Genomic DNA, 24,433 nt, shown 5'->3' on the forward strand with positions numbered 1-24,433 from the left:
TTAGAATTATTATAAACTAAGTGTATCAAATTATACGTCTTGTTTCAAATTTAATGTTTGTTCAGAACATTGTCTTTAAAGGACAGAATTGATTAATTTTAATGGTTCATTCCCAAAACGTGTGGTTGATTTCCGTTCCGACCGGTCGCTTTGCCGCTGCCGCTTCGCTTTCGCTACATAAAACATTTGTTACTGTCGCTTTGCTTTTTTTCTGCAGCGAAATTGGAGCGGAGCACAACGGCAACAATAGAACTCTTTAATGAGCTGCAGTTTTGAGATTTGTCGAGAACTTTTGATTGTTTATCGACCAACTTTATCGATTTATCGACCAACTTTTGAACAATATCAACATCTATCTTCATGCAACACTAAATTTTAACATCAAAAAAGCGCGAGAAATCAACGTTTCTTAATTGATTTCTCGCACTTTTTAGGTTTTGGCCAGTTATGTCCCAGCCACTAAAAATAACTTTTATCTATTAATTTGTTATTGTCGCAGTTTTTATAGCAATGATTTTACCGTCTTTATCATATGCTACAAATTCAATTTCATCATTCACTTTGAAGTCCTGCATTGTTTGAACTGGTTTTGTTAGCATATAGACATTATCACTACGCTTCGTCAATTCAAATTGCACATCACCACTTATGGAAGTGAAACGTACATTTACCTTTGCAACATTTGAACAATTTCCATCAATTCTAGCATTCATTGTAATATTGCCTTTGCGTAATGTAACAGTCGCTTCTTCAAATAAATCTTCAGGATTTACGCAACTTGAAGAAGATGTTTTACATAAAATTGAGTCAATAATTTTTTGGAATACTTGATGTAATTGTAAATTATCATTCGCGTGATAATAAGCGCCACCAGTTTCAGCAGCCAACTGCGTTAAAATCGCATCATTGACTTGTGATTTTTTGCCCATACTTACTGTATAAACTTTAACGCCTTGTTTCTTCGCATCGTTCAGTACTTTTGTCATCTTCGATTTACTTGTCTTACCATCTGATACGACAATGATAGATTTCGACGTCTTCGAATCATTTGAGAATTTAGACAGTGCTAGTTCTACACCTGCAAAAATATCTGTAGCACCCTTCTCTTTCGATGCTTTATAAAGATCTTTTTTCAATACATTTTCAGTACTGCCTTCTCCAAGTACAGTAGCTTTTGTATTAGTTTCAATAACAATATTGTTTTTAGCCTTTAGTTGTTCGATTACGTCAATCATTTTCTTACCACGATAATTCGACTGGTCACTAGCTTTCATAGAAGCAGAGTAATCAACTACGTATGCAACCTCTGTTGCTAATGAACACGAATTTTTACTGAAGTAAGGATTAGTGAAAATTTCCTTCGTAACTGTTTTATCTTTTAGATCCTTCAATATTGTTGCATAACGAGGATCAATTTTATTTACTAGCGTTGCTTCAACTTTAGATTTTCCATAAATGATTGAGTCGAAGTAAGCTACAGCTGTTCCAGGTCCACCTGTTTTATCTAGATAATCTGAGGTATTTGTAACAAATGAAGCTGTTTTCTCAACACCGTTAAATTTAATTTTTACTGTTCCTTGATAGTCAGTAATAGGTTCTCCACCTGGTCTCACTAATGTAACCATTACTTTTGTATAACGATCTTTTCCAGACGGTCTTGACGCCGCATCCGCACTTTCCTTTAATGCTTCCACTCGTTTTTTATAGGCTTCTACTTGACCGAGTAATTTACCACCTTGGTATTTTAATAATACTGTTCGATCATAGTTACTCAAGCTTGTATAAATAGCATAAATTTTCATCACACTATCATAATGTTCTAGCGTCAGCTGCTTTTCCTCTGGCATATATTTCATTAGTTGAATAATAGAACCAACTGGGTTAATGTTCTCAACCTGTGAGGCAATCGCATCATCAATTCCTTGAATACGATAAATCGGACGCCCATCATCTGAAATCATATACATAATTTCAATCGTCTTTTTATCATTAACAGAATCTTTTAAGCGTTGTTTAATAATCGTTTCAAATAGCCAAACTGAAATATTGTAGTTTTCAAATTGTAAAATGGCATTTTTATAACTTAGTGCAGGATATTTTTTATCACTGCCACCATATTGTAAATAAGTATTTTCTACTTGACCTAAAGCATTCGTTACATTTGTTTGTTGTCCAATACTAAATAGCTTTTCTTCTGGATCAATCCAATGGACGTTAATGATGTTTTCTGTAAAGAACTCCGGTAATTTTTCAAACGGTACATATGGAGGCGTTACACTTCCATTATCATCAGTATTTGCCGGATCATACACTTGGTAATCAATGCGCATTTCTGGCTGAGGTGAGTAACGTACCTGCGCATTTAGTTTTTCACCTACAAGACATTTCATAGCAGGGTCTGTGTTGTTAATAAGTTCAAACGAAATTGTATCACGTACAGATTTTGTTAGTTTAGGTGCAATAACAATAGCAGATACAGTTGAGCCGTCTGATTGTACATTGCGAACAGCTTCGCCAGATGTGTCAACTATTTTTGCGCCATATGATGAAGTTACACGGAATGTGTAAGACTTATCATCAGGAATTGGATCTCCATTACAAGTCTTTAAAGATACAGTAATTAGCGTTGAATCTTGATCATTTGCGATTAAATCTGGTTTTTCAACTTCGATACTTTGTAGTGCATTATTAACATATTTTGGTCCAGTAAAATCACCGGAGTTATCCTTTGGCACTTCAAAGTCGGCGCTATTTGAGCCCATAAAGCCAGCAGGTAAAGTAATTTTATCGTTATCATGACCTGTTGCAGCACGTTTTAACCCTTGTACAGCAAAATTGCCGCTTTGCACACCGCGGTATAAAAATTCAGCAATATCTCCACGAGTTAGCTTTGTAGAAGGATTAAAATCGGCAAATGTCTTTTTGCCAGTGCTTCCTGTTGAAATATCGTTAGTGTATAAATATTGAACTGCCTGAGGCTCATCTAAATCTAAGCCTTTAAATGCAGCATATATACGTGCAAACTGTCCTCGTGTAACAGCTTTTGAACGATTAGCCGTAGTGTAGGTACCACTAAACGGTAAATAAAAATCACTATAAAAATTATAGGCTACACTGTCGTTATATGTTAGTGCATAGTTTTTATCAAGCTTTGCAAACATTACTACAAGCTCTCGCTCAGTTATCTGTTCATTAGGTAAAAAATTATTAGCGTTATTCAATGAAAGTAAATCATTATCAACTGCCCATGAAATAGCTTTATATTTACTACTATTTGTTGGTACATCATTAATTGTCGTAGCTGCCTGAGTAACAGCTGGAGTTGCTGTCACTAAGACTAATACAAAACAAAGCAGTGATATTAATGCCTTTTTAGCATATGTCATTTGTTTCAGTCCTTTCTTTAGTTAAAGAACAAGATGTCATCGCGATAGTTTTGTTTTAAGTCGTTTTCTAAATAATTTAAGAAACGTTCCAGCACTACAGATGCTTGTGCTCGCGTTAACGGTTGGTTTGGATTAAATCGACCTGTTACAGGGTCACCATTCATTAAACCTAATTCATTCGCAATGTAAATACCATCTTTAGCGTATGATGGAATTTGCGCATCATCCGTAAATTTTGTTACATAACCTGGGTCTGGTGCTTTGTTTTCAAGCCCTAATGCACGAACAAAAATCGTAGCGGCTTGGGCACGTGTAATTGGATTATCTGGTTTAAAATACTCTGGCGTCACACCTTTAATAATTCCTTTATTGACTGCAGATTCAATATAGGCATAATCTTTTGTAGAACGTTTCACATCTTTAAACACACTTGTAGCCGTTGTTTTTTTCGATTTATTATCTTCCATAACGCGCAAGTCAACTGCCTTACCAATTGCCGTAGTAAAATCAATTCTCTTCATTGGTGTATTTGGTGAGAAGAAGTTACTTGCATCAGAGTAAATACCTAAAGAGTATAATTTTTCAATAGCATTCTTAGCGTAATGATTTGTTAAATCACGGAACTTTGGAATGATTAAACGTTCAATTGTTGGCATATATTCTTTGCCTAAGTCAACTTTACCTTTTTGTCCAGAGCCTAAATCATACGTATATTCAGAAATAACATCCTTTTCACTGACAACCGCATAACCACCGTCAAAGCTCCCTAAACTCCCTAGGTTTTCTTCATAGTTTAGTACACGTGATTTGCTTGTAGATAAACGATTTTTCACATGGCTTGTCTTTCCATCACTATAATTATATACAGCTTCTGTAATTTGCGTTTCTGTTGCTCCCCAGAAGTTTTCATAGCCAGCATGACGACTATCAGTATCAATCGTTATAGTATTATTGACTGTATTTTTCCCAGTCCCAGTCTGATAAGCATATGTTTTTCTCGAAATTACATTGCCTGAGTAATAATCAGAGGCTGCGCGATTGTCCGTTACTGTGCCTTGAGAAAATTGGTAATCTACCAATGTGTATGTAGTTTTCCCAACGACAATTTTCTCTGTATATTTTTTCACTACACCATTAGATGTCTTTTGACCAATCGAAGCATGATCCACTACATCTGATTCATATGCAATATTTCTTGTCAGTGTAGCACCGTTACTTGCTGTTAACTTTAAACTATGTGTTTCAGTTAACTTTCCTTTAGATTCTTTTTGTGTGATTTTAATGTCTTTACTAGTGCCTTTAAATATAATAGGTGTTCCTGTAAGAAAAACAGCTTCCTCATATGTATATTCATTTTTTACTGCACCTGTTGTTTCTAATGTGGCAGCTGATGCATTTACTGGTTTAGTAACTCCAATAAGTACAAAAGCAAGAACAACTAACATTAATTTAGATAAATATTTTCGCATTCGTTGTTGTGTCCCCTCTCTTTCATTCAAATGCATAGTTCATATACAAAGTTGTCAAATATGTTATTCAAATCAAGTTTAAAATCTGCTCGTCTTCTGCAAGTACGCTCAAGCATTTTACGTAGCTAAAATTGAGCATACTATTTGCAGAAGATTTGCAGATTCTATTTTTTTAATCAACTAATATAAAATGAGCTTTGACAAAACGATCCGATAATACTACTAAACGATCAGATGGTTTTAAATCAGATGGCTGAATTACTTTACCAGCTTTAATAATCGTAGCTTGGTTAATGTTCATATCCATCATTTCCCCAGCTTCATACCAACGGCCATTTTGCCATTGACTAACGCTCTTTACATTAATCGTAGCTGGATAAGTCGATTTTACTGACTGTAGTTTACCAGTTAACATCAATGGTGCAACAGGCTTAGCTTTATTAAGAATATGAAGAGCCTGTACATGTCCATCTTTCACATAGAAATAACCATATTCACCTTCAGATAAATGAAGCTCAATATCAGGAACTACACTATATATTTTGTTGCCATCATCGACTATTGCCTTCGTTGAATTACTAACTGATAGTACAGTACGATCTGTTTTCTTGAAAACATTTGACTCAATCTTCATTGCGTCATCAATTTCAATTAAATAGCCGTCCGCTTGTGATAAACGTCCATAATATAATTCATGACCTGCTAAGTTTGGTGACATAAAGCTATCACTTGTCACTTGTACAACTTGTGCATAATGATCGCGTGCAGCACCATCTGAAACAACAAATGCCGTACCATAAGCCATCAATCCAGTAGGCTCGATTAAACGACCATTTCGAATTAATATCGTTCCATCGTGGAAGTACAATGTACCTGCCGATTTAAGTTTTAATAATTGATAGTCTGTATCGACAGAAAGCATAGGCTCATAATACGTTCGCTCGTTATTTTTCAAAACAACGATCTTCTCAATGACTTCTTTACCGAATTGTTTAACGGTCGCATAGTATGCTTCACTACCAATGTAATTTTTCAGCTGACCTTTTTCAATCTTTGTATTTCCAACATAAATAGGTACCTTTGATGAAAAATCCATCGTTGATAAAGCTGTTGATGTGCTTGAGCCAAATTGCCAATTTACAAATGCATTTTGATTTTTGACAGTTAACTTATTTGTATTGGCATTAACTGCTTGTATTTCACCTTTATAAAGGTTTTCAACTAATGTACCTGTCTCACTAATTTCTATTTTTGTGACAATAGATGTGTTTTGATTTTTAAGATTAAGCTTTACACGATCCCCTACGTACAGTGCACTAATATCTACAGCCGAAGAGTTCTTTTGATAGCTTGTATCTTTATTTATATAGTAGGTTGTTTCCCCCCCAATATCTGGCTTCATCGTAATGAATAACCCATTTGGATCAATACTTGTCACTACTCCAGCAATTTTTTTAGCATTTTGTCCAACTGGTGTAGTTTCTTTTTCTGTTTCTTTTTCTGTTGTAATATTGGAAGTACCTCGAAGCTCAACAACACTTCGAAGGGAAATATCCGCTTCTACTTTCATCCCCATCTTAAAGCCTTCAATTGTTGTTACTGTATTATTAATATACAAGCGGGCATTATCATTTATATTGTATGTTATTGTCTGACCGCTATCATTTTGCAAAGTAATTTTACTAAGCTTTTTTTCTACTACTCCGTTAGAATTTGCATATTCTGAAAATGTTACATCAACAAAAGTCCCAGTCACCATTTGCGCAGCATTAGCTGTTTGACTTGATGAAAATCCGAGAACCGTTAGAAATAAAATCAGTAGTATGTATGAAACCTTCTTCAACAAATCCCGCCTCCTTTAAAATTTGGTTATTTATAAATAGTATATCGTACTATTGGTAGTTTTTCCTAGTCAAAAAGTTACAATTTAGCGCATTGTACTTTCTTTATAACAGCTACCATTAGACATAAAGATAGAGGTAGCTTCTAAATTCAAGCTACCTTTTCCCCCCATTACACTTGAATGTCAATTGTATGTCCGGATGTCGGATGTGGAGCATCTAACATTTCAACTAACTGTTCTGAATTTTGTTGTTGCATATCCATAGCTTGCTTTGTTACAGCTAGCGATACATTTTGCATTAAAGTCGTTTGGTTCATTGCAATTGATAAAGCCGCGATATCCATATAGTCCACCTCCTATCTGATTTATCGGTCAAATGTTTCAATCATCAAGCGATTTTCTCCATTTTTAAACAAAAAAACATCTACTGTCCTAAATATTAGACGCAATAGATGTTCTTTTATTACATTTTATTTTCGATCGTACGCCAAGCTTCTTCAAAGCCAATTCCTTTTTCTGAAGAAAAAACAATAATTGGATCAGTTTTCGCCATATCCAACGTTTCTTTCACGATTTTTTTATGCTTATCCCATTTACCTTTTGGAATTTTATCTGCCTTTGTTGCAATGACAATACAAGGAATATTGTAATGCTTTAAAAAATCATACATCATGCAATCATCATCTGTAGGGGGATGACGCAAATCAATAATTTGTACGACTGCCTTTAATTCATTACGCCCTGTGAGATAGCGCTCAATCATTTTCCCCCATGCTTCACGCTCAGTCTTTGAAACCTTTGCATAACCATAGCCCGGAACATCTACGAAAAACAATTGCTCCTCGATTTTGTAAAAATTCAGTGTTTGTGTTTTTCCGGGCTTAGAAGAAATACGTGCTAAAGCTTTACGACCGATCATTCGGTTAATGAAGGAAGATTTCCCTACATTTGAACGACCGGCTAGTGCAAATTCTGGCAGTCCATCTTCTGGATATTGGTCCGGTCTTACAGCACTTATGACCATTTCGACATTATGGACTTTCATTTTCTTAAAAACCTCCGTCCAGTGCATAGGCTAATACTTCGTCAGCCGATGACACTAGTTTAAATGTTAGTTGTTCGCGTACACTTTCAGGAATATCCTCAATATCTCGCTCATTATCTTTTGGACAAATAATTGTCGTTAAGCCTGCTCGATGTGCACTGAGTGTTTTTTCCTTTAAGCCACCAATCGGCAACACACGCCCGCGTAATGTAATCTCACCCGTCATGCCAACCTCACGACGTATTGGACGAAGTAAAATTGCGGAAACAATTGCGGTTGCCATTGTAATACCTGCAGAAGGTCCATCTTTTGGTACAGCTCCTTCAGGAACGTGAATATGAATATCATGTGTTTCAAAATATTCTGCATCCACTTTTAGCTCTTCCATCTTTGTACGAACATACGATAAAGCCGTTTGAGCAGATTCCTTCATGACATCGCCTAGTTTCCCAGTTAGCTGCAATTTTCCTTTACCAGGTGTTAATGATACCTCAATTTGTAATGTATCACCACCCACAGTTGTATAAGCAAGCCCAGTAGCTACCCCGACTTGATTTTCCTTCTCTGCTTGTCCATAACGGAAGCGATGTTTGCCAATTAACTCTTCTAATAACTTTGAGTTAACGGTTACTCGTTTTTTCTCACCAGAAACGATAATCTTAGCGATTTTACGACATAGAGTTGCGATTTGACGCTCTAGTCCTCGGACACCTGCTTCACGTGTATAATAACGAATAATATCTACTACCGCTTCATCTTTAATGATAACCTGCGTTTTTTTCAAGCCATGCTCTTTTAATTGTTTTGGTATTAAATGATTTTTCGTAATTTGCACCTTTTCAATTTCTGTATAGCCGGCAATTGAAATTACTTCCATACGATCTAGTAACGGCCCTGGGATTGAACTTAAATCATTGGCAGTTGCAATAAATAATACATTTGATAAATCATAAGGTTCTTCGATGTAATGATCACTAAATGTATTGTTTTGGGCTGGATCTAAAACTTCAAGCATTGCTGCTGCAGGATCACCCCTGAAATCATTAGACATTTTATCAATTTCGTCTAGTAAAAACACAGGATTAATCGTCCCTGCCTTTTTCATACCTTGGATAATACGGCCCGGCATAGCCCCAACATACGTACGACGATGACCTCGAATTTCTGATTCGTCACGTACCCCACCTAATGAAAGACGGTAAAAATTGCGATCCAAGCTTTCTGCAATAGATCGAGCTAATGACGTTTTACCGACACCAGGAGGGCCAGCTAAACATAATATTGGACCACGTAACGATTGTTTCAACTGACGTACAGCTAAATATTCTAATATTCGTTCTTTTACTTTTTCTAATCCGTCATGATCACGATTTAAAATATTCTCTGCATGTTCGATATTCATGCGATCCTCAGTCGCATTTGTCCATGGTAGTGATACAATCCAATCAATGTAATTTCGGATTACGCCACTTTCTGCACTAGCTGCTGGTAACTTTTCATAGCGATCTAACTCTTTAAGCACTGCTTCCTTCGTTGATTCAGGCATTCCTATTTCATCAATACGCTTACGTAATTCAGCTACTTCACCAGTTTTTCCTTCACGATCTCCTAGCTCGGTTTGAATAGCTTTCATTTGTTCACGTAAATAATATTCTTTTTGCGTACGTTCCATAGATTGCTTAACTTTTGAATTAATTTTCTTCTCAAGATCAAGCACTTCTTGCTCATCATGCAAACGAATAATTAAATGATCTAAACGTTTCTTGGCATTGAGCATCTCCAATACTTCTTGTTTATCAGCAATCTTAAATGGCAAATGTGATGCAATGATGTCTGCTAAACGTCCTGGCTCTTCAATATCTGCAACAGTACTAATGGTTTCAGTTGTTATCTTATTGGAGGCTTTCGCGTATTTTTCGAAATACGTTAACAACGTACGCATTAAAGCCTGTGTTTCAACATCCTTATCGATCGTTTCCTCTTTAACATCGATGTCAACAACCGTATATTTTTCCAACGCTTGATAGTTACTCCATGTAGCACGTGCTACACCTTCCACTAAAATACGCAGTGTTCCATTCGGTAATTTTAGCATCTGTTTGACATATGCAATCGTACCAATTGTATATAAATCTTGCTCTTCAGGCTGTTCATCATGCATCTCTTTTTGTGTTACCAATACTATCAATTGGTCCTCTAACATTGCTTGTTCTAGCGCTGCTACAGAACGATTTCTACCCACATCAATATGTAACACCATCGACGGGTATACTAAAAGTCCACGTAAAGGCAATAATGGTACATTTGTTGTTTTTTGTATTGTCACCATGCGGGTATTCACCTCCGTCAAAATTTTCTTGTTCACATCCCGCGTTACTAGTATGTGTCTAAAAAGCCGATTCACACTAGTTTATCAAGCGAGCCAAAAATTTCATCTAATTACAGTCAGCTTTATGTACGAATGAATAAAAAGCTGACTGTCGATATGTGCGAATATTGCACAATCGAAGTCAGCTAAATTACTCTTTATCTCATAACAATAGACAGCAACGCCTGTTCGTTATGCTGAAGTTTTAGTGTCGCTACCTTCATCGAGTTCAGTGCCATCTTCAAGAAGCAATTTCGGTTTTTCTTTATCCGTAATTGTTTTTGCAGTAATGATACATTTTTTCACGTCTTCACGTGAAGGTAATTCGTACATTACATCAAGCATTGTTGACTCAATAATTGAACGAAGACCGCGTGCACCTGTTTTACGTTCAATTGCTTCTTTTGCAATTTCAGCAAGGGCACCTTCATCAAACTCAAGCTCAACACCATCGAGTTCAAGCATTTTTTGATATTGCTTGGCAAGTGCATTTTTAGGCTCCGTTAAAATTTGTATAAGCGCAGCCTCGTTTAATTGCTCTAGACTCGCAAGTACTGGTAATCGACCAATGAATTCTGGTATTAAACCAAATTTCAACAAATCCTCTGGAATCAACTTTGCCATAATTGAGCCTTCATCCGCATCGATTTTGCTTGGATCTGAACCAAAGCCAATTACTTTTTCACCCTGACGGCGTTTAATAATGGATTCTATTCCATCAAACGCGCCACCAACAATGAATAAGATGTTTGTAGTATCGATTTGTAAAAATTCTTGGTGAGGATGCTTACGTCCGCCTTGTGGTGGGACACTCGCAACTGTTCCTTCTAAAATTTTAAGAAGGGCTTGTTGTACACCTTCACCAGAAACATCACGCGTAATAGATGGATTTTCAGATTTACGTGCAACTTTATCGATTTCATCAATATAGATGATTCCTTTTTCAGCACGCTCAATATCGTAATCTGCCGATTGAATTAATTTTAATAAAATATTTTCAACGTCCTCACCTACATAGCCCGCTTCCGTTAGAGAAGTAGCATCCGCAATAGCAAAAGGAACGTTTAGTATACGCGCCAATGTTTGAGCTAATAAAGTTTTACCGCTACCAGTTGGGCCGATTAACACAATGTTCGATTTTGCTAATTCTACATCATCAATTTTACTATTTGTATTAATGCGTTTGTAGTGATTGTAAACCGCAACTGCTAAAGCTTTTTTAGCACGTTCTTGTCCAATTACATACTCATTTAAAATCGCTAAGATTTCTTTCGGTTTTGGAATATCTTGAAATTCAATTTCCTCTTCAACGCCCAGCTCTTCTACAACGATTTCTGAACAAAGCTCGATACATTCATCACAAATATAAACACCAGGACCTGCAACTAATTTACGCACCTGTTCTTGTGGCTTTCCACAGAATGAGCATTTTAAATTTCCTTTTTCATCATTAAATTTGAACAATATGTTTCACCCCTATTCAAGCAACAATCTTACAAGATTATTGAATCTTTATCAAATAAATTGTCTGCACCCATTTACACCACAGCGTTTATGGTTCGAGATTTTAAAATATATTTACGACATGCATAGTGCGGAAACACTAATATTTACCGCAAAGCTACAATTATTTAACTCGACGAATTTACAATTATACCTTTTATTTCTATGCATGTGTAACTCACTCGTTCTTCAGAAACTCGTAGCAATCAGAGAGCTTACGTCAAGCTCTTAAGTACAAGCGACAGATACTCTAATGAGTAACTTGCATTTCTTTAAAATCTTTTACATTCGCCAGAGGCTTACTTCATTCAGCAAGAGGATGTATTTGCTATATAGTTTAAAACTTCAGAGCATTGTTTCTCGTTTGGAAGAGATCAGACATTTTTTATCTTCATTCAGTGGATGTTTGGACATCCACTGAATGAAGATAAAAAACTAAGCTCTGCTCTGCTGAATGCTTTCAACTGATGTTTGGACACCCGCTGAAAAAGTTAAATTTAGCATCGTGTGAAAAGTCAAACAATACTATGTATAAGAGAATTGTAAAGGCTCTACTAATTCCTTCTTCAAAAAAGTACTTCCTTTGAGAGAATGCTTTTTGCGGTGAAAGTAGTCGTAACATCAATAATAATTAACTAATGTCGAACTAAACCTAAAGGGGAATCTAGCTTAACCTAAAGAAAAATATATGTGATAAAACAAGGCACGGTTTAATGCCGTACCTTGTTTTCATTTATCTATCCAGTTACAAAAAAATCTTATTCAGTAATTTTAGCGTTTTCTACTAAAAATTCAACTGTTTTTTGAATTTTAATGTCATTTTCAAGAACCGCTGTACCGCCTAAAGCTCCTGTAATTTGCTCTTTAGTCATGTTGAATTGAGCAGTCATTTTTTCTAATTCAGCATCGATATCAGCTTCAGTTGCTTCAATTTTTTCAGCTTCAGCAATTGCTTCAAGTGTTAAAGATACACGTACACGGCTTTCTGCTTCGTCTTTCATTTGTCCGCGTAAATCTTCTTCTGATTGACCTGAGAATTGATAGTAAAGGTCTAAGTTCATACCTTGCATTTGTAAACGTTGACCAAATTCTTGTAACATACGATCAGTTTCAGAGTTAATCATACCAGCTGGTACTTCGAATTCTGCATTTTTAGCAGCTTTTTCTACTAACTCATCACGAAGAGTTGCATCTGATTCTGCTTGTTTTTGTGTAGCAGTTTGCTCTTTAATTTTAGCGCGTAAAGCTTCAACGCCTTCAACTTCTGGGTCTAATTCTTTAGCGAACTCGTCGTTTAATTCTGGAAGAACTTTTGTTTTAACTTCTTTTACAGTTACTTTGAAAGTAGCTTCTTTACCAGCTAATTCTGTTGCATGGTATTCTTCTGGGAAAGTAACAACTACGTCTTTTGATTCGCCAGTTTTAATACCTACAAGTTGCTCTTCAAAGCCAGGAATGAATGAACCTGAACCGATTTCTAGTGGATAGTCTTCACCTTTACCACCTTCAAATGCTTCTTCGCCTACGAAACCTTCAAAGTCGATCACTGCTGTATCGCCTTCTACGATTGCTTCGTCTTCTTTAATTTCAAGCTCAGCTTTACGAGCTAATTGGTCTTGAATTTGTGCTTCTACTTCTTCATCAGTAACTTCTACTGGAAGTTTCGTAACTTCTAAACCTTTATACTCACCAAGTTTTGGCTCTGGTTTCACAGTTACTTGAGCAGTAAATGTGAAATCTTTACCATGTTCGAAGTTTTCAGTACCAGAAATTTCTGGGTAATCAACTGGCATAATTCCAGCTTCATCGATAGCTTTCGCATAAGAATCAGGAACGATGATTTCTAAAGCGTCTTGGTATAAAGATTCGATACCAAAGCGTTGCTCAAACATTTTACGAGGCATTTTACCTTTACGGAAACCTGGTACGTTAATTTGTTTTACAACTTTTTTGAATGCTTGTTCCATTGCTGCGTCTACTTCTGCAGCTGGTACTTCAATTGTAAGAGTACCGATATTACCTTCTTGTTTTTCCCATTTTGCTGACATGTATAAATACCTCCAAATAAATAATCAAGTTTAAATGTTAGACAATTCATTCGTAACTACGATTTTGACAACCATTTTAGTATAACATAGATGCGTATAGTTTCAACTTATTTCATACTTCATGTAGTTCCGTTAATTTTTCTAACATTTGTAAAAAGTCAATGATTTCATAGTCCATTTCCTGCACTTTCCCGAGCATTGATTGTACAAAGTCAATATAACTATAGGCAATATCATCGGCTTCGAACGGGTGCCATTCAAACGGATATGTCACAATGGCATGCTTTGCCATTAAATATTGTACCATTTCCAACGTCGATGGGTCTTGCTCTAATTTATTTTCAATTATTTTTTTCACTTCCCCATACTGAGGCAACTGATTTGGTAGTACTAAATTGATAGGATTAATAATCATTTTTTCGTTAAATTTTGAAACAGTAATCTCAATTGATACTTCTTGTTCCACTAATAGTATTAGCGCTAAGCTCTGGATAAATGGATGGATCGTTGGACTTTCAATAATAGCTTTCAAATCTGTTTTTAATTGTCGTACATTCGTATCCATTAAGCGATGCAATCGAATAGATTGTTCGTTTGGTGTTAATGCACTAAACTTCGACAGTTCGTATTCTTGCTCTTCTAACAATCGCTGTGCATCCTCTTTTTTTTGGAGATTCTTAGCTACTTCTTGATTCAAGCTTCTCAAACGCTCAAATTTCTCAAGCTTTTCTAACGGAAGTGCATTTTCTTCAATCAATGCCGTAATAATCGACTCTACTTGATGAAATTCCTTTAGCTGCATACATACAGTAACATACAGTTCCATTACTTCCACATACAATGTCGTTCCCATGGCAAGCAATTGCTCACAAACATTTTTGACTTTATCGTATGCCTTTAATTCATATAAAGCGAAAGCATAGGCACTTAAAGCTAATTCATCTCCATCTTCATATAAAAATGCTTTTTCAAAGCTTGCCACAGCCTCTTCATATTGATAATTTTCCGCATACATATGTCCTTCACGTATTAATGTCTGAACAGCACCAGGAAAAACAACAATATTGTCATGTTTTATAACATGCCTTTTTCGTTTTGTCATTCCCCTCACCTCTTTACCACTATTTCATTTTATTAGATCAATCAAAATGCTTCCTAATAGGTGTCCAACTCCACTCCACTTATATACATGGCATACGTTGTCATTCCCTACTCTTGGTGATGAGCCATTATATCCCACGTTTTGTAATCAATTGTATTATAATTAATAATATCTATCATTTATTACTCATCCCTTATTATAAGAACAATTTCTTCACAAGGAGTGGAATATATGCAATTAATGGATACAGTCAGTGAATTCGATAGTCGCATCTCTCCTACGTTTGAGGCACTATCAATTAAAGTTATTTCATTTTCCACTGCGGACGGTCCCCATCAAAAGGATTATCCAATTGAATTTGAAATACTCACACGCACCAAGATTGATTTGTACACACAAGAAGCGATTACACATATTATAAGTATCCAAGGTTACATCCCTGGTTCCATTTCCATCGGACACCAACATGAGTCACTTATTATTATTCCCCAAAGTGTACACATTGAATGCAACTACAAGCTTCTAAGTATCGACAAAAAAGATATGCAACGCATCTTACAACACTCCCAGCCGAGTCTTCATTATAGTGAATGGCTAATCGATGTCATAAAAAATGCAAATATTATTGTAGAAATAAAAACCAATCAAAATACCTTTACTGAATGGCCGCTCGGTATAAAGTCAGCCGTTATATTATAACTAGGACGAGACATACTTATATAGGTATGTCTTTTTATCTTCATTCAGCTGAAGACTCACACCACATACGGTGTGAAATGAACCCAGAGATGGTTTCCTTAATCAGTCTATCCATTTTTGTTGCTTGTCTATCATATCAACTTTCTCTTGATTCTGGAATTCCCATTCTGAATATACTCCTATATCACTAGAAAACTTTGCAAATCAACACATTTACCGTTGAAGCGCTATAATAAAAAGACCTAGCTCCATATAAGCATTTCTACTATGCCTGCTCATTGTTGTTATAAAAGTAATTACAATGACAAGTGATCTATAAGGAACAGAAAAAAATACTCTTATAGAGAATTAACTTAACTTCGGAGGAATTACATATGAATATCAAAAATGCTTTACAATCATTTTCAACTATGACACACTCAGCGCGCCAACAATTTTTGTTACAAGATGGCGATTGGTTGTTACAAGAAATGTTAACGCACATCGGTTCACCAGATGCAGAATTACGAGACCAATTAATTTATCGCACTTTTATTGATTTACTCAGTGACAATTTACTAAGCAACCAACAGCTTCAATATTTATTTGATACAGCAACAGGTGACGATTTTTTATACGGAAACATAGGTGAAGAAATGACAGATCATGTCTTTAAACGTTCATTTTCAGCTTTACTTGTAGCAAATCTTCTTGCAAAGGATGCCGAACTACTAATCTTAAATGATGAGCGCCTACAAATTTTCTTTCAAAAGATTGGTCGTTATTTATTATTGGAAAAAGATACAAGAGGTCTTGTTCAAGACAAGGGTTGGGCGCATAGTATTGCACATGGTGCCGATTTAGCAGCTATGACGATTAAACACCCTAAGTTTGATTTACAGCATGCACCTTCAATTTTGCATGCATTGAAACTTGTTTCTTGGAAAGGTACTGTCTTTGTCAACGACGAAGAGGAACGCTTAGTTAATATAGTTGAAGCGTTATTGGCTTGTGACTACTCCGAGGAAGCATTAATAGAATTTATCGAGCAAGTATTTGATAAATTTGAAATTCATTTAATGACACAAGGCTATAACGAATCATTTTTTAGTGGACGTACAAGCACACTAAATTTAATGAAAACATTGTATTTCGCCTTAAAAATGAATAACCTAGCCCCAAAACTTCAAAATACCATCTATGGACAAGTAGCAAAATGGCTAAAGCTCGGAGCGTAAAAATTCGTATTCTCTCTTCTTAGAACTTCTATTTTCGTCCTCACAACCTAAATTCAGCAAACTAGGAATATTCTTAGTTTGCTATTTTTACTTCGAGACACTTTTTTACTTTTCAGAAAAAACATAATTAATCCAACTTATGGAATTGCGTAATTATATTAACATAATTAATATCAGTTTCCATAATCATCCTTCCCATTCGTTCCTAACATTGAGAATTCATCCTGATATATCCTTTTTATCGCTTTTTATTGCTTTTCATCTACTCTTTTTTTTAAAAAAACGCAACAAAAAAGTATTCAATACCTTAAACTGACGCCGATTTTATTACAAATTGACGTCTAAAATGTGAAATGATATTTTCACAAAAAAAACTGTTTACTTAGTTAAAGATGATAAACTCAGTATTTTCAACGTTTTAACAGTGTTTATTTTATAAAACATAATAATACCAATATTGAAATAACGTTTTTTGTTCAAAAAATGTTCATATTCATCCCCTGTTTGCTATTAATTCAATAACAAAATAATTTTTTTTCTTTCAAACGAGGCGTATAATCACTGTTGCAAACAACGACATTTGTTCTGTCGATTTATGACACATTGTCTACAAATCGATTACACAGATTAATAACTTTGCGAACGCTTGCACTAGACCAATCAAATACTAGATTCAATGTTTCATATTGAACCATACCATTGTAAGCATTTCTTATTATTTGATTGGTACGACACTTAAAAGAGGTGACCTTATTTACCCACTATTTATAAATTCGAATCTATACTCAAACACATGCAATTTATGAATAGCCGTTTTATAGAAAGGAGACAAACATGAAGAAAAAGTTAAGCTTAATGTTTTTAGCATTTGGTGTGTTAGCAATTCTTACTGGCTGTGAGCCGCTAACAGTCTTTGATACAAAGGGTCCGAATGCCAAAACATTATCAGACACAATTATTTTATCCATTATTACAATGGCCTTTATATTACTAGTCGTGTACGTGCTTTTAGTAGTTATGCTAACTAAATACCGTGCTTCAAAAACACCTGCCGATTATGAGCCTCCTCACGAAGAGGGTAGTCATCTACTTGAAATAATATGGACAGTTATTCCAATTATCATCGTAGCATTCTTAGCAGTTGTTACAGTAAAAACAACAAGTACAGTTGAGTCTCAACCTGAAGGTTATGACAATAAAGAACCACTTGTGATTTATGCATCATCCTCTAACTGGAAATGGCACTTTAGCTATCCAGAGCAAGGGATCGAAACTGTGAACTATGTTAATATGCCTACCGACCGTCCAATTGAGTTCAAACTTTACTCATTCGGACCAATCACAAGTTTTTGGATTCCTCAGTTAGCTGGTCAAAAATATGCGATGAGTGACATGGTAAACACTATTCACCTTGCAGCAGATGACGTTGGCTCATTCATGGGTCGTAACTCTAACTTCAGCGGTCGTGGTTTTGCTGAAATGGAATTTGAAGCGCAAACGATGACACAAGAAGACTTCGATAAATGGGTTGCCGATGTAAAGGCAAACGAAAAACCATTAACAGAAGAAAAATTTGATGAGCTATTAGCTGCTGAACATGTTGGTCGTTCAAGCTATTCATCTACACATTTAGAATTTAGACCTGCTCCTATGGAACACGGTGACATGAAAATGGATGACATGGATCATAGTGACATGGACATGTCTAAAGATGAAATGGATCATTCTAAAATGAACCAAGAGGATCACTCTAAAATGAATCATGAGGATCATTCACAAGAAAAGTCTGAAGAAACAAATTCACATTAATTTTTAAACATGAAAGGAGCGCATCCAATGAGCATGGAAGAAATTTTCCATCCACTGAAAGAACCGATGATTATGGGGGCAGCTATTAGTATCATAGTTGGAGCAGTGGTTATCGCAGTTGGCCTTACTTATTTCAAAAAATGGGGCTACTTCTACAAAAACTGGCTATCAACTGTTGACCATAAAAAAATCGGTATTATGTATATCGCCACAGCACTTTTGATGCTATTCCGCGGTGGTATCGATGCATTGTTAATGCGTGCACAAACTGCAGTTCCTGATAATGGACTTCTTGATGCACAACACTATAATGAGATTTTTACAACACATGGTATAATCATGATTTTATTCATGGCAATGCCATTCGTAATTGGTTTAATGAACATTGTTATCCCACTACAAATTGGTGCACGTGACGTTGCCTTCCCACGTCTGAATGCAGTCAGCTTCTGGTTATTTGCTGCTGGTTGCGGTTTACTAAACCTATCATTTATCATTGGTGGTTCACCAGATACTGGTTGGACAGCCTACTTCCCACTAGCAGGGACAGAATTTAGTCCAACTGTTGGGAACAACTACTATTCTTTAGCTTTACAATTATCAGGGATTGGTACGTTACTGACTGGTGTTAACTTCATCACGACAATCATTAAAATGCGTGCACCTGGTATGACATTAATGAAAATGCCAATGTTTAGTTGGTCAATTTTAATTACAAACGTTATTATCGTATTCGCTTTCCCAGTATTAACTGTAGCGCTTGCATTAATGATGTTTGACCGTCAATTCGGTACACAATTCTTTGCAATGCAAAATGGTGGTATGGACATGCTTTGGGCCAACCTATTCTGGGTTTGGGGACATCCTGAGGTTTATATCGTTATCCTACCTGCATTCGGTATTTTCTCAGAAATCATTGCGACATTTGCACGTAAAAACTTATACGGCTATAAATCAATGGTTATGAGTATGGTTGTTATTTCGTTACTATCATTCTTAGTATGGGCCCACCACTTCTATACAATGGGTCACGGCGTTATGGTAAACAGCTTCTTCTCTATTACAACAATGGCGATCGCTGTTCCGACAGGGGTTAAAATATTTAACTGGCTGCTCACAATGAGGCACGGTAAAATACAATTTACAACCCCTATGCTTTATGCACTTGGTTTTATTCCAATCTTCACAATTGGTGGGGTAACAGGGGTAATGCTAGCAATGTCTAGTGCGGACTATCAATATCATAATACGATGTTCTTAGTTGCCCACTTCCACTATGTATTAATTCCAGGTACAGTATTCGGTGTACTTGCAGGTTACCACTACTGGTGGCCAAAAATGTTCGGTTTCCGATTAAACGAAAAACTAGGGAAAATTGCTTTCTGGTTTATCGCAATTAGCTTCAACGTAGCTTTCTTCCCTCTATTTATTTTAGGTTTAGATGGTTACGCTCGTCGTATGTACACTTACTCTGCTTCAACTGGATATGGTCCATTGAGCATGGTATCGTTCATCGGAGCAATTGGTCTTGCTGTCGGCTTCGCGTTAATCGTATACAACATTTACTACAGCTGGAAACATATGCCTCGTAATGAAAAAGCAGATGTTTGGGATGGTCGTACGTTAGAATGGGCTACTCATTCTCCAGTACCTGAATACAACTTTGCAGTAGTTCCGACTGTTTCACGTTTAGACGAATACTGGTTCGCTAAAAAAGAAGGTCGCGATATTACAGCAGGTAAGATCGAAAAAATTCATATGCCTAACAACACTGGCGCACCTTTCTGGATGAGTGGATTCTTCTTCCTTGCAGCATTTTTCGCTGTATTTAGTTTATGGACTCCAGCCATCATTAGTATGCTATGTGTATTTGGCTTTATGATACATCGTTCATTTGAAAAAGATCATGGTCGTTACATTTCAGTTGAAGAAGTTATGGCAACTGAAAAAAGCTTGAGAGGTGATAAATAAAATGAAAATCGATTCTTCACTTCCATTAGAATATAGTACAGAGGAAAATCGCCTGAAAATCTTTGGTTTCTGGATTTTCCTTGGTGCCGAAATCATGTTATTCGCCACACTATTTACAGTGTATTTCACACTTCATACACGTACAGGTAGTGGCCCGAATGGCGCTGAAATTTTTGAATTAACACCAGTATTATGGGAAACATTCTTATTATTAACAAGTAGTTTCACAATTGGCCTTGGTGTTCATGCAATGCGCCTTGGCAATAAAAAAGCGATGATGACATTTTTCATCATCACGCTTATATTAGGTCTTGGCTTCTTAGGTATTGAGATTGATGAGTTTGTCACTTATGTTCAGGAAGGTGCTACAATTCAAACTAGCGCATTCTTATCAGCATTAATGACTTTACTTGGTACGCACGGTGCCCACGTAACATTCGGTTTCTTCTGGGGCGTTGCAATTTTAATCCAAGTAGCAAAACGTGGTTTAAACCCACAAACGGCTAACAAAGCGTTTATCTTCTCACTGTACTGGCACTTCCTAGACGTTGTTTGGATTTTCATCTTCAGCTTCGTCTACTTGAAAGGACTGATTAGCTGATGAAGGAATTATTCCCAAAACAACATGTGATGGGCTTTGCCTTCTCACTATTACTAACAGTTGTAGCTTTAGCTGTTGTTAAGTTTGATATGTCTGCTAACATGGCACTTGGTATTTTACTAGTGACTGCTATTGCACAAGCAACTGTACAATTAGTATTATTCATGCACATCGGTGAATCTGAAGATAAGAAAGCGTTATATATAACGATTTTATATGCAGTATTCGTAGGTGTTGTTACAATCCTAGGTACATTATTCGCAATGATCTGGGGCTATAACTGATAAAAAAAGTCGAGAAAATGATTTCATTTTCTCGGCTTTTTCTTTTTGGAAAAAATTTTTTTCGTCAGTTTATGAACGCCCTTTCGCATAACTCACATTAGGTACAGTTAGTCCTAATTATTTTATGCTCTAATAGCAACGAATAACTCTAATGCCTCGAACACTGAATCAACACTAGATCCTGTGCTCACCTATTTCAAGTCAAACATCAATTTCCAAAAGTTGTAAGGTAATCTATCAACTAGCTCAACTGACACCCCCTGAAGCTCCAGTCGGAACGGAAATCAACCACACATTATAGTGATGATGAGCCTTTTAACTTGAAAATCTCGGCTTTTAGAGAGTATTTACAAAACTTATTTTAGGCTAAGTGCATAAAATCACTGTCAGCAGCAAGGGATAAGATACTAGTTGAAATACTCCTTTACTACAACATCAACATCATTTGAATCTTCTAGCAAAAAAACTGATTACTAGCGTTAGCTTACTGACTTTTATGGCTCATCACCAAAAGTTGTGGATGACATTTTTTAAAATATATGCGCTGTATTTTAGTTGATCTTCGTTACGACTGGGCGACTCCTTGGGGATCAGCGATAGAGGAACGAAGACTAAGAGCATCACATCCTGTGATAACGCCTTCGTGACCAACATCGTGTTGGTCCGAGACCCTGGAGCGAGCAACGCGAGTGAAGCGGCTCATCGGACGCCCCCAGGAAGCTCTGCTCTGAGCGAAAGCAAAGCGGCTGTTTTATCTGCGCGAAAGCGAAGCGTCAGCAATTGTTTTATCTGTGCGAAAGCGTAGCGACAGCAACAACAAATGTTTTCTGTAGCGAAAGCAAAGCGGCAGCTACAAAGCGCCCAGTCGGAACGGAAATCAACCACACGTTTTGGTGAAGAGCCACTTTTATACCACCTTTGCAATATTTTACTATAGCTAATAAAGAATTTTTTTACATCAATCATTATTCATGTACTACTTTTTCTTGTTATTTAACTAAGCACGAAGACTTATAAACATAAGGATAAATTAGGAATTTACTATTATTTCGACATTGAATTAGCATTATTTTATAAATAATGAAACTTTTCCTTTTATAGTAATGTATACTAGTAGATATTGTTTTTTACTAAGAATAGGAGATGAAATTAATGAACAAAGTTTTTAAAGTTTTAAGTGTTGGAGCACTAGCACTAACACTAGCTGCTTGTAACAGTAGCGCTACCCCAACGAAAGACTCAACTAAAAAAAGTGATCTCACTTTAGAGCAAGTTTATGACAAAGCGGTAGAGCGTCAAGCAGACGTTAAAAGCGTGAGTGCAAAAATGGAGATGTCTCAAAAAACAAAAGCTGGATCAGGTGATCAAGCTATGGAGATTGCCATGGATTCAAAAATGGAGATGGATGTAATCTCTGATCCACTTGCTGCGCACATAACAGGATCAATGACAATGCCTGATATGACTACTGAAGGCAAAACTATGGATATGCCGATCGATATGTACATGAAGAAGGATCAAGGCTTTTTCATGAAGGATCCAACAACTGACGGCTGGTTTAAATTACCAAGCGAACAATTTGATGCAGTTTTAGAGCAAACGGCATCATCTGCAAACGCTAAAGAACAATTAGAGCAGCTTAAAAAGTTTATCGGTGATTTCAAATTTGAGCAAACTGATGATGCATATATCTTAACGTTAGAAGCAAAAGGTGATAAATTTAAAGAACTTATCGATTCTGAAATGAAAAAGTCAATGAAAGACCTTGGTCTTGAAGAAAATCCACTTGATAACATGACAATCGATAAATTAAATTACGTTCTGCAAATCGATAAAGAAACTTTCGATACAGAAAAAATGGATATGAATTTTGATATAAAAATGAAAGTTGAAGATCAGGAAATATCAACGTCAACAAAATCAGTTGTGACTTATACTGAATTCAATAACTTAAAAACAATTGACATCCCACAAGACATTATCGATAAGGCAGCAACAACACCACAATAATTAACATAGTATCTTCAAAGTTTATAAAAAAGAAATCTGCGTGCTTCCTATAGGAATTGCACGCAGATTTCTTTTTATTTGGAATACCAATTCAATTTAAAACACCTTTTTAACGAACAATTAGAACATCGCATTTAGCATGTCGAACGATTCTCTCTGCAACTGAACCTAGTACCATCTTCTCAAACTGATTTAACCCTGTTGCGCCACATACAATTAAGCTAACATCAGGTAGTTGAGTTAAAATCCCTTTCGGAGAACCAGTTTCTACTACAGTTTCAATTTCTTTCACCCCTGCTTCTAACCCTGTCTTTTTTAGATTTTCTATTTTACTTATATTCTCTTTTTTTAATTCCTCAGCGTATTTTAAATCATAAGCGGAAATTGACCCAAAGGACTTTGTATCAACGACATTAACTAACATTAAAGTTGCATCATACTGTAATGCTAATTCAGTAGCTTGTTCGAATGCATTTAATGACTGTTCTGAAAAATCAATTGCCACAGCAATTTTTTTATAATTATTTTTTGGCATAGTAGTTCTCCTTGTCCTCAACATAATTGAATGTTTTTTATCATTATATCACAAATGGAATTCGATACAGTTATTGTCATAATTTATTCCCAAAGAGCCCAAGTCTTATCATTGCTCGATGTAAAGAGCTGAAGAACCATCCCTTGCCGTTTTTCGCTACCTTCAGAGCATCCTACGAACAGAAGCATTGTTAGCAATTTCGGAATGATATTTTTCTTTAACTTTTCTTCACCTTTTTCTTTTAACTCCAAAAGAAAAAGACGTCACTTAGACGCCTTTTCCATTATGCTTTCAAACTCTAATATTTCACCTTTAGCCTTTGTTTTTTCCAGCACCTCTAAATACTCTTCTTTTCGATTGATGAGTCGTTCCTGCTGCAATTTTTGGTATGAATTAAGAAAGTCATAACTAGCTGCTTTTTCCATTAACTCACCTCATAAAGTAGATTCTATTATCACTATTATAATGTTGGTATTTTTTTCTGACAATTATATTTATTGTTTTTGATTATAACGTACCAATTGCATGAAGGCTAAAAGATAT

20 protein-coding genes are annotated in these 24,433 nt (G+C 36.0%); 8 read left to right on the forward strand and 12 right to left on the reverse strand.

Translation table 11 applies throughout. The annotated features are described in order from the left end of the window. Positions 1-479: 479 nt before the first annotated feature. From QRN68_RS19115 to QRN68_RS19155, 9 genes are all read right to left on the reverse strand, one after another. Positions 480-3,386 (reverse strand): VWA domain-containing protein, encoded by a 2,907-nt coding sequence (locus tag QRN68_RS19115; protein ID WP_285398485.1) that lies wholly within the window; start codon positions 3,384-3,386, stop codon positions 480-482. Between the two features lie 17 nt (positions 3,387-3,403). Next, positions 3,404-4,855 carry an S-layer homology domain-containing protein gene (locus QRN68_RS19120; protein WP_285398486.1) on the reverse strand — a complete coding sequence of 484 codons (1,452 nt, stop codon included), beginning with the start codon at positions 4,853-4,855 and terminating at the stop codon, positions 3,404-3,406. Between the two features lie 172 nt (positions 4,856-5,027). Further along, a complete protein-coding gene (locus tag QRN68_RS19125) occupies positions 5,028-6,698 on the reverse strand; it encodes a hypothetical protein (RefSeq protein ID WP_285398487.1) in 1,671 nt (556 codons plus the stop codon). A 170-nt stretch (positions 6,699-6,868) separates the two neighbouring features. After that, a complete protein-coding gene (locus QRN68_RS19130; RefSeq protein ID WP_285398488.1) occupies positions 6,869-7,042 on the reverse strand; it encodes a YjfB family protein in 174 nt (57 codons plus the stop codon). Between the two features lie 119 nt (positions 7,043-7,161). Next, positions 7,162-7,743, reverse strand: coding sequence for a ribosome biogenesis GTP-binding protein YihA/YsxC (gene yihA / locus QRN68_RS19135; protein WP_285398489.1), 582 nt, complete (start codon positions 7,741-7,743; stop codon positions 7,162-7,164). Between the two features lie 4 nt (positions 7,744-7,747). After that, positions 7,748-10,072, reverse strand: a complete 2,325-nt coding sequence (gene lon, locus QRN68_RS19140; protein ID WP_285398490.1) for an endopeptidase La — start codon at positions 10,070-10,072, stop codon at positions 7,748-7,750. Between the two features lie 231 nt (positions 10,073-10,303). Further along, on the reverse strand, positions 10,304-11,575 hold the full coding sequence (clpX, locus tag QRN68_RS19145; RefSeq protein WP_285398491.1) for an ATP-dependent protease ATP-binding subunit ClpX: 1,272 nt from the start codon (positions 11,573-11,575) through the stop codon (positions 10,304-10,306). 797 nt (positions 11,576-12,372) lie between these two features. Continuing rightward, positions 12,373-13,662 (reverse strand): trigger factor, encoded by a 1,290-nt coding sequence (tig, locus tag QRN68_RS19150; protein ID WP_285398492.1) that lies wholly within the window; start codon positions 13,660-13,662, stop codon positions 12,373-12,375. Between the two features lie 112 nt (positions 13,663-13,774). Then, entirely contained in the window at positions 13,775-14,764 is a 990-nt protein-coding gene (locus QRN68_RS19155; RefSeq protein ID WP_285398493.1) for a hypothetical protein, read from the reverse strand. A gap of 231 nt (positions 14,765-14,995) precedes the next feature. Between QRN68_RS19155 and QRN68_RS19160 the strand changes: the two genes are divergently transcribed. The 8 genes from QRN68_RS19160 (at position 14,996) to QRN68_RS19195 (ending at position 23,355) form a co-directional block, all read left to right on the forward strand. Then, positions 14,996-15,463, forward strand: coding sequence for a hypothetical protein (locus QRN68_RS19160; protein ID WP_285398494.1), 468 nt, complete (start codon positions 14,996-14,998; stop codon positions 15,461-15,463). A gap of 374 nt (positions 15,464-15,837) precedes the next feature. Beyond that, on the forward strand, positions 15,838-16,680 hold the full coding sequence (locus QRN68_RS19165; protein ID WP_285398495.1) for a DUF2785 domain-containing protein: 843 nt from the start codon (positions 15,838-15,840) through the stop codon (positions 16,678-16,680). A gap of 834 nt (positions 16,681-17,514) precedes the next feature. Then, a complete protein-coding gene (gene qoxA / locus QRN68_RS19170; protein ID WP_285398496.1) occupies positions 17,515-18,489 on the forward strand; it encodes a cytochrome aa3 quinol oxidase subunit II in 975 nt (324 codons plus the stop codon). Positions 18,490-18,516: 27 nt separating this feature from the next. Beyond that, a complete protein-coding gene (qoxB, locus tag QRN68_RS19175; protein WP_285398497.1) occupies positions 18,517-20,460 on the forward strand; it encodes a cytochrome aa3 quinol oxidase subunit I in 1,944 nt (647 codons plus the stop codon). Position 20,461: 1 nt separating this feature from the next. Further along, positions 20,462-21,061, forward strand: coding sequence for a cytochrome aa3 quinol oxidase subunit III (gene qoxC, locus QRN68_RS19180; protein ID WP_285398498.1), 600 nt, complete (start codon positions 20,462-20,464; stop codon positions 21,059-21,061). Beyond that, positions 21,061-21,345, forward strand: a complete 285-nt coding sequence (gene qoxD, locus QRN68_RS19185) for a cytochrome aa3 quinol oxidase subunit IV (RefSeq protein ID WP_285398499.1) — start codon at positions 21,061-21,063, stop codon at positions 21,343-21,345. Before qoxC ends, qoxD begins: the two co-directional genes overlap by 1 nt. A gap of 643 nt (positions 21,346-21,988) precedes the next feature. Further along, positions 21,989-22,150: a hypothetical protein gene (locus QRN68_RS19190; RefSeq protein WP_285398500.1), complete on the forward strand. Its 162-nt coding sequence runs from the start codon at positions 21,989-21,991 to the stop codon at positions 22,148-22,150. Positions 22,151-22,497: 347 nt separating this feature from the next. Further along, entirely contained in the window at positions 22,498-23,355 is an 858-nt protein-coding gene (locus QRN68_RS19195) for a DUF6612 family protein (RefSeq protein ID WP_285398501.1), read from the forward strand. 109 nt (positions 23,356-23,464) lie between these two features. On the opposite strand, the gene QRN68_RS19200 is transcribed toward QRN68_RS19195, so the two are convergent. From QRN68_RS19200 to QRN68_RS19210, 3 genes are all read right to left on the reverse strand, one after another. Continuing rightward, positions 23,465-23,890, reverse strand: a complete 426-nt coding sequence (locus QRN68_RS19200; RefSeq protein ID WP_285398502.1) for a universal stress protein — start codon at positions 23,888-23,890, stop codon at positions 23,465-23,467. An 83-nt stretch (positions 23,891-23,973) separates the two neighbouring features. Continuing rightward, entirely contained in the window at positions 23,974-24,141 is a 168-nt protein-coding gene (locus QRN68_RS19205) for a hypothetical protein (protein WP_285398503.1), read from the reverse strand. A 12-nt stretch (positions 24,142-24,153) separates the two neighbouring features. Beyond that, positions 24,154-24,315, reverse strand: a complete 162-nt coding sequence (locus QRN68_RS19210; RefSeq protein ID WP_285398504.1) for a hypothetical protein — start codon at positions 24,313-24,315, stop codon at positions 24,154-24,156. Between the last annotated feature and the right edge of the window lie 118 nt (positions 24,316-24,433).

Origin of the sequence: Lysinibacillus sp. fls2-241-R2A-57 (genome assembly GCF_030209535.1) — a bacterium.
GTDB lineage: Bacteria > Bacillota > Bacilli > Bacillales_A > Planococcaceae > Lysinibacillus.

Excerpts from the sequence above, each read along its gene's own strand:
- qoxC (WP_285398498.1), top strand. The coding sequence starts at position 20,462 with ATGAAAATCGATTCTTCACTTCCATTAGAATATAGTACAGAGGAAAAT.
- QRN68_RS19195 (WP_285398501.1), top strand. The coding sequence starts at position 22,498 with ATGAACAAAGTTTTTAAAGTTTTAAGTGTTGGAGCACTAGCACTAACA.
- tig (WP_285398492.1), bottom strand. The coding sequence starts at position 13,662 with ATGTCAGCAAAATGGGAAAAACAAGAAGGTAATATCGGTACTCTTACA.
- QRN68_RS19155 (WP_285398493.1), bottom strand. The coding sequence starts at position 14,764 with ATGACAAAACGAAAAAGGCATGTTATAAAACATGACAATATTGTTGTT.
- QRN68_RS19120 (WP_285398486.1), bottom strand. The coding sequence starts at position 4,855 with ATGCGAAAATATTTATCTAAATTAATGTTAGTTGTTCTTGCTTTTGTA.
- QRN68_RS19115 (WP_285398485.1), bottom strand. The coding sequence starts at position 3,386 with ATGACATATGCTAAAAAGGCATTAATATCACTGCTTTGTTTTGTATTA.
- QRN68_RS19160 (WP_285398494.1), top strand. The coding sequence starts at position 14,996 with ATGCAATTAATGGATACAGTCAGTGAATTCGATAGTCGCATCTCTCCT.
- qoxA (WP_285398496.1), top strand. The coding sequence starts at position 17,515 with ATGAAGAAAAAGTTAAGCTTAATGTTTTTAGCATTTGGTGTGTTAGCA.
- QRN68_RS19130 (WP_285398488.1), bottom strand. The coding sequence starts at position 7,042 with ATGGATATCGCGGCTTTATCAATTGCAATGAACCAAACGACTTTAATG.
- qoxD (WP_285398499.1), top strand. The coding sequence starts at position 21,061 with ATGAAGGAATTATTCCCAAAACAACATGTGATGGGCTTTGCCTTCTCA.
- qoxB (WP_285398497.1), top strand. The coding sequence starts at position 18,517 with ATGAGCATGGAAGAAATTTTCCATCCACTGAAAGAACCGATGATTATG.
- QRN68_RS19200 (WP_285398502.1), bottom strand. The coding sequence starts at position 23,890 with ATGCCAAAAAATAATTATAAAAAAATTGCTGTGGCAATTGATTTTTCA.
- QRN68_RS19210 (WP_285398504.1), bottom strand. The coding sequence starts at position 24,315 with ATGGAAAAAGCAGCTAGTTATGACTTTCTTAATTCATACCAAAAATTG.
- QRN68_RS19165 (WP_285398495.1), top strand. The coding sequence starts at position 15,838 with ATGAATATCAAAAATGCTTTACAATCATTTTCAACTATGACACACTCA.
- lon (WP_285398490.1), bottom strand. The coding sequence starts at position 10,072 with ATGGTGACAATACAAAAAACAACAAATGTACCATTATTGCCTTTACGT.
- yihA (WP_285398489.1), bottom strand. The coding sequence starts at position 7,743 with ATGAAAGTCCATAATGTCGAAATGGTCATAAGTGCTGTAAGACCGGAC.